Origin of the sequence: Streptomyces umbrinus (genome assembly GCF_030817415.1) — a bacterium.
In the GTDB taxonomy this organism is placed as follows: domain Bacteria; phylum Actinomycetota; class Actinomycetes; order Streptomycetales; family Streptomycetaceae; genus Streptomyces; species Streptomyces umbrinus_A.
This window is the reverse complement of the sequence record NZ_JAUSZI010000002.1, coordinates 10,347,763-10,360,846: the sequence shown is the minus strand read 5'-3', so window position 1 is coordinate 10,360,846 and position 13,084 is coordinate 10,347,763. Positions and strand designations below refer to the sequence as shown.

Here is a 13,084-nt window from a genome sequence, read left to right as displayed (position 1 = left end):
GGTTGCGGGAGCGCCAAGGCGGGACGAACGGCGGGCATGCGCACCCCCGCGGACGAACGAAGCCTGGCCGGAAGCTGCAACTCGCTTCCTTCACAGCTTACTTCATGCCTTGACGAAAGCGGTCCAGACCTTTAGGTTCACGCCTCAGCATCGCACCGTGTGACACATCCAGCGTTCACAAGGTGAACGGTGCCCCGCTTGCTCATCCCCCCACGAAGGGCCCCTGCGCGCATGCCCAGACCTCTCTCCGCAGTTGTCTCCCTCGCAGCTCTCTCCCTCGCCACCGGCCTGCTCACCGCGTCCCCCGCGCAGGCGGCCACCGGCACCATCACCGGCCTCGCCGGGAAGTGCCTGGATGTCGCCGGGGCGAACTCCGCCGACGGCACGGCCGTCCAGCTCTACGATTGCAACGGCACCGCCGCCCAGCAGTGGACGGTCGGCAGTGACGGCACCGTCCGCGCCCTCGGCAAGTGCCTGGACGTCACGGGCAGTTCGACTGCCGACGGTGCCACCGTGCAGCTGTGGAGCTGCACCGGCGGCGCCAACCAGAAGTGGAAGGTCTCCTCCGGCAACGACATCGTCAACCCGCAGGCCGGCAAGTGCCTGGACGTCACCGGCAACAACTCCGCCAACGGCACCCGCATACAGATCTGGAGCTGCGGCGGCGGCGCCAACCAGAAGTGGACCGCGCCCGCCCCCGATGACGGCACCACCCCGTCCGCGCCGATGGCCGTGGCGCCCTATCTCTACAACGGCTGGGGCAGCCCGCCGAACCCCACCACGGTCACCAACGCCACCGGCGTCAAGTACTTCACCCTCGCCTTCGTGCTCAGCAACGGCTACTGCAACCCCCAGTGGGACGGCGGACGGGCGCTGACCGGCGGCGTCGACCAGCAGACGATCAACACCGTGCGGGCGAACGGCGGCGACGTCGTCCCGTCCTTCGGCGGCTGGAGCGGCAACAAGCTGGAGAGCTCCTGCTCCACCGCGAGCGAACTCGCCGCCGCGTACCAGAGGGTCATCAGCGCGTACGGGCTCAAGGCCATCGACATCGACCTCGAAGCCGACGCCTACAACAGCCCGACCGTGCAGCAGCGGACCGTGGATGCCCTGAAGACCGTGAAGGCCAACAACCCGGGCCTGAAGGTCTACGTCACCATCGGCACCGGTCAGAGCGGGCCAGACACCAGCCTGATCAACCGGGCCGCCGCCTCCGGTCTGACCGTGGACGCCTGGACGATCATGCCGTTCAACTTCGGCGGCGCCGGCCAGAACATGGGCAACCTCAGTACGCGGGCCGCCGAAGGCCTCAAGAACGCGCTGAAGAACGCCTACGGCTACGGCGACGACCAGGCCTACCGGCTCATGGGCATCTCGTCGATGAACGGCATCACCGACCAGAACGAGACCGTCACGGTGAACGACTTCCGGACGATGCTCGCCTACGCCCAGCAACACCACCTGGCCCGGCTGACCTTCTGGTCCGTGAACCGCGACCGTCCGTGCACCGGCGGCCCCGCCGACAGCTGCTCCGGTGTGGGCCAGTCCAACTGGGACTACACCCGCGTCTTCGCCGCGTACACCGGCTGATCCAGCCCCAGCCCCACCCCCACTCCCACCATTCGCCGAACCCTTCGGCCCCCACCCCCCCCATTCGCCGAACCCTTCGGCAAGGAGAATCCGTGTTCACCCACTTGCCCGCCGCGCTCAAGCGCCGCCGCAGATCCACTGCCGCCGCGCTGGTCACCGCGGCCGTCGCTTCTCTGCTCACCTCCGCACCCGCGCCCGCGAGTGCGGCGGCGAGCGCGGCCGCCGCACTGCCCACCGGCTTCGCCACCGTCATGAACGCCGCGAGCGGCAGATGTCTGGACGCCAGGTCCGCCGCCACCGCCAATGGCACCGTCGTTCAGCAGCACGCGTGCAACAGCTCAACGGCCCAGCAGTGGAGCTTCACCGCCACCAGCGACGGCTACATCCGTATCAACAACGGCAACAACACCGGCCAGGTCGTGGACGTCGCCGACACGTCCACGGCCGACAACGCGCCCGTCCACCTGTGGGCCTACGGCGGCGGCACCAACCAGCAGTGGCTGCCGGTCGACGAGGGCGGCGGCGCCTACCACTTCGTGAACCGCAACAGCGGCAAGTGTCTGGACGACCCCGGCGCCTCGACCGCGGACAGCGTGCAGTTCGTGCAGTACACCTGCAACGGCAGCGCCGCCCAGCGCTTCCAGGTGGTCCCCGTGACGCAGTCCGGCACGAATCCGGACCTCGGCCCGAACGTCGTCGTCTTCGACCCGTCGATGTCGTCGTCGACGATCCAGACCAGGGTGAACTCGATCTTCCAGCAGCAGGAGACGAACCAGTTCGGCTCCCAGCGCTACGCCGTCCTGTTCAAGCCGGGCTCCTACAACGCCGATGTCAACGTCGGCTTCTACACCCAGGTCGCGGGTCTGGGTCTGACCCCGGACGCGGTCACGATCAACGGCGCGGTGCATGCCGAGGCCGACTGGTTCCAGGGCAACGCGACGCAGAACTTCTGGCGCGGCGCCGAGAACCTGTCCGTCAACCCGACCGGCGGCACCGACCGTTGGGCGGTCTCGCAGGCAGCTTCGTACCGCCGGATGCACCTGCGCGGCAACGTCGCCCTCGACGACAACGGCTGGTCCAGCGGCGGTCTGCTCGCCGACACCAAGATCGACGGGCAGGTCAACTCCGGCAGCCAGCAGCAGTGGCTGACCCGCAACTCGCAGCTCGGCAGCTGGACCGGCTCCAACTGGAACATGGTCTTCGTCGGCAGCCAGGGCGTCCCGGCCACCAGTTTCCCCAGCCCGCCGTACACCACGGTCGGGCAGAGCCCGGTCAGCCGGGAGAAGCCGTCCCTGTACGTCGACGGCAACGGCGCCTACCAGGTCTTCGTGCCGTCCGTGCGGTCCAACTCCACCGGCACCAGCTGGGCGAACGGAACCCCGTCCGGCAGCTCGCTGTCCCTCGACACCTTCTACGTCGTGAAGCCGGGTGCGACCGCCGCGGACATCAACGCGGCGCTGGCGGCAGGCAAGAACCTCCTGGTCACCCCGGGTGTCTACCACCTCAACCAGACACTCCAGGTGAACCGCGCCGACACCGTCGTGCTCGGTCTGGGCCTCGCCACGTTCATCCCGGACAACGGCGTCACCGCGATGAAGGTGGCCGACGTGGACGGCGTGAAGGTCGCGGGCGTCCTCTTCGACGCGGGCACCACCAACTCACCCACTCTCATGGAGGTCGGCCCGACGGGCTCGTCCGCCTCGCACACCGCGAACCCGACGTCCCTGCACGACGTGTACTTCCGCGTCGGCGGCGCCGCCGTCGGCAAGGCGACCACCAGCCTGGTGATCAACAGCGACAACGTCATCGCCGACCACACCTGGATCTGGCGCGCCGACCACGGCAGCGGCGTCGGCTGGAACACCAACACCGGGGACACCGGCCTGATCGTCAACGGCGACAACGTCACGGCGTACGGCCTGTTCGTCGAGCACTACCAGAAGTACCAGACCATCTGGAACGGCAACGGCGGCCGCACGTACTTCTACCAGAACGAGATGCCGTACGACCCACCGAACCAGGCGTCCTGGATGAACGGCTCCACCCAGGGCTACGCCGCCTACAAGGTCGCGAACTCCGTCACCAGCCACCAGGTGTACGGCTTCGGCAGCTACTGCTACTTCAACGTCAACCCGGGCGTGGCCGCCGAACGGGCCATCGAGGCGCCGACCAACTCCAATGTGCGCTTCACCAGCATGGTGACCGTCTCCCTCGGCGGAGTGGGCACCATCCGGCACGTGGTCAACGGCACGGGCGGCCCCTCCAACTCCACGACCAACGTGGCCAATCTGACCAGCTACCCCTGAACACCCCAGCTCCGACGACGGCCGTCCCCTCGCTCAGGGGACGGCCGTTCCACCCCTTACACCCAAGGAGCGTCCTCGACCATGTACAGACCCCGTTTCCTCGGCCGGACCGCGGTCTTCGCCGCGCTGTCCGCGGTCCTCACCGCCCTGCTCACCGTGACGCCCGCCCAGGCCGCCGACGGCTCGATCACCGGGCTCGCCGGCAAGTGCGTCGACGTCGCGGGCGCCAGCAACGCCAACGGCACCGCCGTACAGCTCTACGACTGCAACGGGACAGGCGCCCAGATCTGGTCCAACCCGGGTGACGGCACACTGCGTGCGCTCGGCAAGTGTCTGGACATCGTCGACCGCGGCACCGCGGACGGCGCGACGGTCCAGCTGTGGGACTGTGCCGGCAGCTCCAACCAGCAGTGGGTGGTCAGCGGCGCGAGGGACATCGTCAACCCGGCCGCGAACAAGTGCCTGGACGTCACCGGGAACAACAGCGCCAACGGCACCCGCCTGCAGATCTGGACCTGCTCGGGCGGCGCGAACCAGAAGTGGAACGCGCCCGCGAGCGGTGGCGGCGGCACACCGTCCGGATTCGTCGTCACCGAGGGCCAGTTCAACCAGATGTTCCCGAGCCGGAACTCGTTCTACACGTACAGCGGCCTGACCGCCGCGCTGAGCGCCTACCCGGGCTTCGCGAACACCGGCAGCGACACGGTGAAGAAGCAGGAGGCCGCCGCCTTCCTCGCCAACGTCAATCACGAGACCGGCGGTCTCGTCCACATCGTCGAGCAGAACACCGCCAACTACCCCCACTACTGCGACTGGGGCCAGCCGTACGGCTGCCCGGCAGGCCAGGCCGCGTACTACGGCCGCGGACCGATCCAGCTCAGCTGGAACTTCAACTACAAGGCCGCGGGCGACGCGCTGGGCATCGACCTCCTGGGCAACCCCTGGCTCGTGCAGAACGACGCCGCCGTGGCCTGGAAGACCGGCCTCTGGTACTGGAACACCCAGAACGGCCCCGGCACCATGACCCCGCACAACGCCATGGTCAACCAGGCCGGCTTCGGCCAGACCATCCGCTCCATCAACGGCTCCCTGGAGTGCGACGGCAAGAACCCCGCCCAGGTGCAGAGCCGTGTGGACGCCTACAACCGCTTCACCTCGATCCTCGGCGTCTCGCCGGGCGGCAACCTCTACTGCTGACGCCGGCCGCTCAGTTCAACCAGGAGTCCGCATGCGCAAGTTGAGATCCCTCGCCAACGCACTTCTCGGCACACTCGGCGCGATGACGCTCGTCGTCGCGATCCCGGCGACCGCCCACGCCAACGTCCTGACCCTGCTGCCGCAGAACGCGAACGGCCTGGAGCAGACCTACTCCCCCGCCTACGACTACGACAGCGACGGCTGCTACGCCACCGCCGCCATCGGCGCCGACGGCACCATCAACCCCGGACTGAAGCTCGGGGGCGACGTCAACGGCAAGTGCCACGACCCCGCCCAGCTGAACAACGCCAACACCTACTCGCGCGAGAAGTGCAACAACGGCTGGTGCGCGGTCATGTACGCCAGCTACTTCGAGAAGGACCAGGTGACGCTCGGCCCGGCGGCCATCGGGCACACCCACGACTGGGAACACGTCATCGTGTGGATCAACAACAACGAGGTCCAGTACGTGTCGGTGTCCCAGCACAACAGCTACCAGACGCTCGCACGGTCGCAGATCCGCTTCGACGGCACCCACCCGAAGATCGTGTACCACAAGGACGGCGTCTCGAGTCACTGCTTCCGTTTCGCCAACAGCAACGACGAGCCGGCGGAGAACGCCACGGGAAACTGGTTCTACCCGCGGCTCGTCGGCTGGGAGGGCTACCCGGCCGGTTACCGCGACAAGCTCAGCAGCGCCGACTTCGGCTCGGCCACATTCAAGATCGACGACGGCGACTTCCAGTGGGCTCTCGACTACACGAGCCCGGCCGGAACCCCCTTCGACCCGTACGCCTGACGAACGGCCCTCCGAGGTCGGCAACGGTCCGCCGAAAAGCCCCCGCAGGCTCTTGCCTGCGGGGGCTCTCCTTTCGCGGGAGGCGGTTCCGGCGCTCGCCGCCGTGCCCGCGCCCCGGACCTCCGTGGCTCAGCCCGGCGCGTCCATCAGGGCGGTGACATAGGCATCCAGCCGCTCCTCCACGACACGCGTCGTCAGCTCCGTCCTCTCTGCCTCCCGCCATGGCTGCGACACCAACCGCACTTCTTCTGAGAACGCCAGCCCGTCCCGCACCCGCCAGTACAGCCGCGCGCTCGCGGTCGCGGCCGGCATCCCGCCGGCCTCCTCGTACGCCTCAGCGAACCGCAGACCCCACGCCGGGCCGTGCAGCAGCGCGAGGTTGGTGGAGCAGTGCGCCACATCGAGATCCACCGGGCCCCAGGAGGCAGCCGCCCAGTCGACGACACCGGTGATCCGGGCCCCTGCGGGCCGTGCGGGCGCCACGTCGAACAGCACGTTGCCGGGGTGGAAGTCCCGGTGCAGGAACCGCCCTTCACAGGGCGGCGCGGGCTTACGGATCACGTCGATCGCCGCGGCCCATACCACCGCGTCGGCGCCTTTCGGAGTCACAACAGTGTCGGCGGTGGTCAGCGCCACATACTCCCGGGGCCGCTCGGCGGGTCGAACAGCGTGGATCGCCACGAGTTGACGGGCCAGCAGAGGGACGCGCGTCTCCAGTCCCTCGTCGTCGAGGACCGTCCGGCCCGCCAAATGCGTCATGAGGAGCGACGGATACTCGCAGTACGCGGCGGTCGGATCAACCCCGACCAGTCCAGGGGCCGGCACGCCGGTCCCCTTGAGCAGGGTCAGGGCGCCTGCCTCCCTGTTCAGCCACTCCTCGGCATGCTCCACGCCGACGAAAGTCCGCAGGACCAGGTCACGGGTGCCGCCGTCCCGCGTGCCGACGGTCAACCGCCGCGTTTCGGCGGTGATGCCGCCGTGCAGCACCTCTGTCCTGACGATCCGTTCCCCGGCTTCCAGGTGCCGGCTCACCCAAGCCAGAGTCAACGGACGGACACCCGCCGCCTCATCGTGGTCGGTCACCGTGCCACCCCACCATCCGGACGACGGCACAGGCAAACACCTTTGCCGGGCGGTCCGGCCGTCATGGTTTCGCTGATCCGCTTGGTCAGCCGTCCACGGTCGAGCGGGGTCCTGCCGGATGGATGTGCGGCAGGCGGAGGCGGAGTCTCGTCCGCCGCTGTCAGGGCCCGGCGCATCCAGCCGTGCTCGACCGTTCTTCGGACATGGCGTCCCCGAGTCCTGCGTCGTCTCCCACTCCGCCCGCCTGACCGTGGTGAAACACCTGCCCGCGAGCGGCAGCACCAGGGCGTGCCTTCCGTACGAGCTCGGTCGCTCCGGCAGGCCGTATCGCGGAGTCCGGCAGGTCCGCAGCAGCACTCGTCTAGGCGGACTTCCGCACGACCAAGCGTGTCGGGGTGACCACGGAGGACAGCGGATGGCTGTCGTCTCGCGACGCGAGCTCGTCCGATGTCTGCTTGAACAGCAGCCGGGCCATCAGGCGTCCCATGTCCTCGATGTCCTGGTGCACAGTGGTCAGTGGTGGCTCCGTCGCCTCGGCGATGGGCGCCAGGTCGTCGAAGCCGACAACCGCCACCTCCTCCGGCACGCTCCGCCCCCGCTCCCGCAGCACCCGCAGGGCACCGGAAGCCATCAGGTCCGAGGCGACGAAGACCGCGTCCAGATCGGGGCACCGGTCGAGGAGCTCGGACATGACGGTGGCACCACCCTGCAGCGTGAAGTCGCCCTCGGCGATCAACCGGGGCGGCGTGTCCAGGAGTACGTCCCGGTAGCCGTCGAGACGGTCGATCGCCGAAGCCTGGTTGAGCGGCCCGGTGATGGTCCCGATGTGTCGGCGTCCCAGTGATACGAGATGCCGCACGGCTTCCCTGGCTCCGCCGCGGTTGTCGGCGTCGACGTACGTGTAGCCGTGGCTGCGGTGGCCGGAGCCGACGGCCGGGCGCCCGCCGAAGATCGCGGGCAGGCCCATGTGCTCGACCATGGAAGGCAACGGGTCGTCGTTACGCAGCGAGAACAGCAGGGCGCCATCGACATGGCCGCCGCCCAGGAAGTTCCCGACACGCGGATAGTCGTCCGGCTCCTCGATGAACAGCAGTACCGGCTGTGCTCCCTGTTGGACGAGTTCCTGCCGGATGCCACGCAGGTGACAGTCGAAGTACGGATCCACGAAGAGCCGGTTCTGCGGTTCGGTGACCACGACGGCGACGGCGTTGTTGCGGCGGGTGACCAGGCTTCGGGCGGCTTGGTTGGGTACGTAGCCGAGTTCGTCCACGGCCTCTCGGATGCGTTCTGCGACCGCGGCCCGCACCCTGGGCTCGCCGTTGATCACACGGGACACCGTGGACTTCGACACCCCGGCCCTGCGCGCCACGTCCTCGAGTGTGGGGCGATATCCGTTCAACCGTTCCGTCAACACCTTCTCCGATTCGCGCAGTTCCTCGGGCGCTGGACACGTTAACCGTCGAGAGCGGGACCAGCAGTTCGATTCGGCCTGGTGCCGGCCCTGTTCCGCCAAACCGGCCGGGTGCTCCGACACGACCGTGGGTCCGTGGGCGATCAGCGAGCACCTGACGGACGCGGCCGGCGTAGCGCTCGGTGCGGCTGCTGACCAAGTTGCGGCCGACTGCGCCGAAGGCCGTCCGGAGTGGCCGGCCGCGTCCATGGTTCGCCCGCCGCTCCAACAGCTACAGCACTCTCCCGAGCCGCTCCGCGCCCAGTCCCGACACGCCCGCCAGCCCCGCGGCCCGGCCCGTTGCCAGGAGGAGCAAGTCGCCTGCCGGGCCCCGCACTTCGTCCTGGCCCACGCCCCTCGACCAGTTCGCGTCGGTGGCGACCAGCCGTACGCCCCGCAGGCGTTTGCGGGCGCCGTAGAACGGGCTGGCCAGGACGTGTTCCAGGGACGCGACCGTCTGCTCCTGAGGGGTGGGGCGTACGCGGCCCAGCGGGCGGGCGATGTCCCGGCCGTGGACCAGGACGTCGACCAGCGGATCCAACGGCGCGGACAGGGGCGCGCGGCGGGCCGAGGCCGCGGTCTCGCGGAACTGCGCGATGAGTTCGGCGGGGCCGAAGTCGGCCGCCCGTCGCCTCGCCGCGTCGAACTCCATGCGCTCCCAGTCGCCGCGCGCCCGGACCATCCCCTTGACCATTCCGGGCAGTGTGGTGCGCGTCGACAGGGTCAGGTGAGCCACCACGTCGTGCACGGTCCAGCCGGTGCAGAGTGATGGCGCTTCCCAGTCGGTGCCTTCGAGATCGTCGAGAAAGTCTGCGAGGCCGAGCCGTTCGGCCTTCGTCCAGGAAAGAACCCGTTCACGGTCCATGGCCGGCTCTCCTCACAGGGAATGCGGGCGATGTCGTCGGTATGACCGGCTGTCTCCGCCGAACTGACCGGCCCCGCTGTGTGACCCGGCGCACACATACCCCATCCTCCGCCACACAGCCGTTCACGTATGAGGACTCCCTGGGCACATCGCCCTGCGGATGTTAAGGGCTTGCTGCACACCCCTTGACGCCTTCGACGCCACCGACTCAATAATGAGCGTCCACATATCTAAATCAGGTTTTTCCATGTGGACAAAGTTCGTGGTCGTAGAACAGCGCGGAGGAACAGTGACCGACCCAGGCTCAGTACGCACTCCTTCGGCCACCCGCATCCGCCGGGGGCGAACGGCGGGCGCGCTCGCGTCCGTTGGCGTACTGCTCGCCGTCTCGGGATGCTCGGTGGCCGGCGGCGACCCCATCGGGGAAGGCCCCGGCACCCTGCGCGTCGTACTGCCCGAGGAGCCTCCGACCCTTGAGCCGTGCGATGCCTCGCTCACCGCGACGGGCCGGGTGACGCGCGCCAACATCACGGAGGCGCTCACCGAGCGCGACCCGTCCACCGGGCGACTGGAACAGGCACTGGCCACCAAGTGGACGCGTAACTCACCCACTTCGTGGACCTTCACCCTGCGCGAAGGGGTCAAGTTCCATGACGATTCTCCGTTCACGGCCGAGGCCGCCGCGTTCTCCATCAAGCGCGCCACGGACTCGGACATCGACTGCAACGTCGACGGATACATCTTCACCGACAGCAAGATCACCGCAAAGGCGGTCGACGACACCACACTTGAGGTCACCACGGCCGAGCCGGACCCGATCCTCCCGCTGCGTCTGTCCTTCGTCGAGATCGTGCCGACGAGCACGGACCCCGATTCCAGAGTGCGTGAGCCGGTCGGTACCGGTCCGTACCGGATCGACGAGTGGAGCCAGGGCCGCTTCCTCCGGCTGAAGCGCTTCTCCGGCTACTGGGGCGAGACCCCCGACTACGCGGCGGCCAAGTACGTCTGGCGCGCGGAGGGCAGCGTACGTGCGGCCATGGTCACCAACAACGAGGCGGATGTGGCGATCGGGCTGGCTCCCGAGGACGGGGCGGGCGACCGGGCCGTCGAGTTCACCACCAACGAGGTCTCGTACCTGCGGATGGACGCCACCAAGGCGCCTCTCGACGACGTGCGGATCCGACGAGCCATCAACTACGCCGTCGACAGGGAAGGTCTGGTCACCGCGGTCTTCTCCGGGCGGCCGAGCGGACAGCTCGTGTCGAAGGGCGTCACCGGATACAACCCGCGCGTCAACCCCTGGCCGTACGACCCGAAGCGCGCCAAGCGCCTGGTCGCCGAGGCCCGGGCCGACGGAGTGCCGACCGGCACCACCATCACGATCATCGGCCGCACCGGCATCTACCCGAAGGCCGCCGAGGCGATGGAGGTCGTGCAGGACGGCCTGCTCAAGGCGGGACTGAAGGTCAAGATCAAGATGCTGGACGTCAACGCCTGGCTGGAGTACCTGCTGCGCCCCTTCCCCAAGGGCATCGGCCCCACCCTCCTCCAGGCACAGCACGGCAACCAGGCGGGAGACGCCGCGTTCACGATGGGACAGATCTACGGCAGCAAGGGCGCCCAGAGCAGCTACGGCACCCCCGAACTCGACGCGCTGACGAAGCAGGCGCAGCTCGCGTCGGGCGACAAGCGACAGAAGGCCTTCGCGGACGCGTTCGCCCACCAGAACGACGAGGTCGTACGGGACGCCGTGATGGCCAACATGACCGGCATCCTCGCCCTCTCCTCGCACGTCCGCTACCGGCCGGACTCGGCGACGAACGACGAAATGCGGCTCTCCGACATGCGCCGCGCGGACCGAGGAAGGAGCTGACCGATGTTCACGATGCTGCGTCGCCGCGCGGTCTCCAGTGTCATTCCCCTGCTGGTCGTGGTCCTGGGAGTGTTCTTCCTGGCCCGGCTCACCGGAGACCCCGCCAATCTGTATCTCCCCCTCAGTGCGACCCCGGAGATGAGGGCCGAGTTCTCCGCCCGCAACGGCTTCGACCAGCCACTGGTCAACCAGTTCGGCGACTACCTGGTCCAGGTCGCCCACCTCGACTTCGGCGAGTCGCTGCGCACCGCCCAGTCGGCGAGCGAGTCGGTCCTGCGGGCCTTCCCCGCCACCCTCCAGCTGGCCGGATGGACGATGCTGCTCGCCATCGTGGGTGCCGTGGTGATCGGCAGCCTGGCGGCCTACCGGCCCAACTCGGCCACCGACCGGATCGCGAGCTTCCTGTCCTCGACGGCCGCGAGCGTGCCCGACTTCTGGTTCGCCATCATGGGCGTGCTGGTCTTCGCGGTGACGCTGGGCTGGCTGCCCACCTCCGGCACGAGCGGCGCCGCGGCCTGGGTCCTGCCCGTGGCCACACTGCTCATCCGCCCCTTCGGTGTGCTGGTCCAGGTGGTGCGCGGCGCCATGGTCTCCGCGCTCTCCGCCCCGTACGTCAAAGTCGCGCGCAGCAAGGGTGCCAACGAAGTGCGGGTGGTCTTCGGGCACGCCCTGCGCAACGCGGCCGCGCCCGCCCTCACCGTCGCGGGCGACCTCGCCGTCGGACTGGTCAACGGTGCCGTCGTCGTCGAGACCATCTTCGGCTGGCCCGGCATCGGCAAGCTCATGATCGACTCGGTTCTTCAGCGCGACTTCGCGGTGTTGCAGGCCGCCGTGCTGCTGACCGCCCTGGTGATCTTCGCGCTCAACATCCTCGTGGACATCTGCCACGCGATCCTCGACCCGCGTGTCCGGCAGCGGGCGGCGGCGTGAGTCAAGGAAGTGACATGCTCCAGAAGAACAACGGCCAGAGCGACATCGCCGGGAGCGGCGACGTCCCGGAGGACGCGGGCAACGGCAGCGGCACAACTCCTGCGGCCGACCAGGTGGTGACGGCTCGGCGGAAGTGGCTCGCCCTGCTCCTCCAGGACCGGTTCGCCTGCGCGGCGGTCCTGATCCTCATCGGCGTCGCACTGTGTGCCGTGCTGGGTCCGCTGCTCATCGGGGACCTGGCGACACGTCAGAACCTCCGCGATCCCGGACGGGAGCCCTTCAGTCTCGACCACGGCTGGGCATTCTTCCTCGGCAGCGACTCCCTGGGCCGACCGGTCGCCGCTCGGCTGATGGCCGCGGCCGGGACCACCCTGTCCGTGGCCGTGCCCGCCGTGCTGTGTTCGCTCGTCGTCGGCTCGGTCTGGGGCATGTGGGCGGGCTACCACGGCGGTTGGCGCGAGAACGTGTCCCTGCGGATCGCCGACGTGATCCTCAGCTTCCCGTCTCTTCTGCTGGCCGTGGTCGTGCTGTACGTGTTCTCGCCAAGCGCCTCCGGGATCGTGCTGGTACTCGCCGTCGCCCGGATCCCCGTGTACCTGCGCACCGCGCGGGCCGAGTCCGCGGAACTGCGCAGTCGCCTGTTCATGGACGCGGCCCGCACCTTCGGCACCAGCAGTTGGGCGAGCATCCGACGCCATGTCGCTCCCACCGTGCTGCCCACCCTGCTCACCGTCGCCGCGCTCGACTTCTGCTTCGTGATGCTGACCGAGTCCTCGCTGAGCTTCCTCGGCATCGGCATCCAACCGCCGGACGTGAGCTGGGGCCTGATGGTGGCCCAGGGGCGCCAGGAGCTCCAGAGCTCGTGGTGGATCGCGGTCTTCCCCGGGCTCGCCATCGTCGTCACCACCGTGTCGGCGACCGTCCTCGCCGCCTGGGCCCGCCTCGCGACCGACCCGGGCCAGCGGTGGCGGCACGGCCTGCGCCGCGGGGG

The 13,084-nt window shown here is 68.8% G+C and carries 9 protein-coding genes and 1 pseudogene; 7 read left to right on the top strand and 3 right to left on the bottom strand.

The genetic code is table 11. From position 1 onward, the window contains the following. Window positions 1–231: 231 nt before the first annotated feature. From QF035_RS45915 to QF035_RS45900, 4 genes are all read left to right on the top strand, one after another. Complete coding sequence (locus tag QF035_RS45915) at window positions 232–1,590, top strand: lectin (RefSeq protein ID WP_307527901.1); 1,359 nt, start codon at window positions 232–234, stop codon at window positions 1,588–1,590. Window positions 1,591–1,739: 149 nt separating this feature from the next. Beyond that, window positions 1,740–3,896, top strand: a complete 2,157-nt coding sequence (locus QF035_RS45910) for an RICIN domain-containing protein (RefSeq protein WP_444968460.1) — start codon at window positions 1,740–1,742, stop codon at window positions 3,894–3,896. 81 nt (window positions 3,897–3,977) lie between these two features. Then, window positions 3,978–5,093 carry a chitinase gene (locus QF035_RS45905; protein WP_307527899.1) on the top strand — a complete coding sequence of 372 codons (1,116 nt, stop codon included), beginning with the start codon at window positions 3,978–3,980 and terminating at the stop codon, window positions 5,091–5,093. Between the two features lie 31 nt (window positions 5,094–5,124). Beyond that, on the top strand, window positions 5,125–5,892 hold the full coding sequence (locus tag QF035_RS45900) for an NPP1 family protein (RefSeq protein WP_307527897.1): 768 nt from the start codon (window positions 5,125–5,127) through the stop codon (window positions 5,890–5,892). Between the two features lie 129 nt (window positions 5,893–6,021). Here the strand turns inward: QF035_RS45900 and QF035_RS45895 are convergent, their stop codons facing one another. From QF035_RS45895 to QF035_RS45885, 3 genes are all read right to left on the bottom strand, one after another. Further along, entirely contained in the window at window positions 6,022–6,924 is a 903-nt protein-coding gene (locus tag QF035_RS45895; protein ID WP_373466826.1) for a phosphotransferase family protein, read from the bottom strand. Between the two features lie 412 nt (window positions 6,925–7,336). Beyond that, the gene (locus QF035_RS45890; RefSeq protein ID WP_307527894.1) at window positions 7,337–8,386 is read right to left on the bottom strand and encodes a LacI family DNA-binding transcriptional regulator; all 1,050 of its coding nucleotides are present in this window, start codon (window positions 8,384–8,386) and stop codon (window positions 7,337–7,339) included. Window positions 8,387–8,657: 271 nt separating this feature from the next. Beyond that, a complete protein-coding gene (locus QF035_RS45885) occupies window positions 8,658–9,290 on the bottom strand; it encodes a maleylpyruvate isomerase family mycothiol-dependent enzyme (protein WP_307527892.1) in 633 nt (210 codons plus the stop codon). Window positions 9,291–9,579: 289 nt separating this feature from the next. Here QF035_RS45885 and QF035_RS45880 point away from each other — a divergent pair, with 289 nt between their 5' ends. From QF035_RS45880 to QF035_RS45870, 3 genes and pseudogenes are all read left to right on the top strand, one after another. Then, complete coding sequence (locus tag QF035_RS45880) at window positions 9,580–11,163, top strand: ABC transporter substrate-binding protein (RefSeq protein WP_307527890.1); 1,584 nt, start codon at window positions 9,580–9,582, stop codon at window positions 11,161–11,163. Window positions 11,164–11,166: 3 nt separating this feature from the next. Continuing rightward, window positions 11,167–12,093 carry an ABC transporter permease gene (locus tag QF035_RS45875; protein WP_269654867.1) on the top strand — a complete coding sequence of 309 codons (927 nt, stop codon included), beginning with the start codon at window positions 11,167–11,169 and terminating at the stop codon, window positions 12,091–12,093. A 14-nt stretch (window positions 12,094–12,107) separates the two neighbouring features. Next, window positions 12,108–13,016: pseudogene (locus QF035_RS45870) on the top strand (ABC transporter permease); the annotation flags it as partial. Window positions 13,017–13,084: the final 68 nt, after the last annotated feature.

What these genes read in the sequence shown, in the direction of transcription:
- QF035_RS45915 (WP_307527901.1), top strand. Translation starts at nt 232, where the DNA reads ATGCCCAGACCTCTCTCCGCAGTTGTCTCCCTCGCAGCTCTCTCCCTC.
- QF035_RS45905 (WP_307527899.1), top strand. Translation starts at nt 3,978, where the DNA reads ATGTACAGACCCCGTTTCCTCGGCCGGACCGCGGTCTTCGCCGCGCTG.
- QF035_RS45900 (WP_307527897.1), top strand. Translation starts at nt 5,125, where the DNA reads ATGCGCAAGTTGAGATCCCTCGCCAACGCACTTCTCGGCACACTCGGC.
- QF035_RS45885 (WP_307527892.1), bottom strand. Translation starts at nt 9,290, where the DNA reads ATGGACCGTGAACGGGTTCTTTCCTGGACGAAGGCCGAACGGCTCGGC.
- QF035_RS45875 (WP_269654867.1), top strand. Translation starts at nt 11,167, where the DNA reads ATGTTCACGATGCTGCGTCGCCGCGCGGTCTCCAGTGTCATTCCCCTG.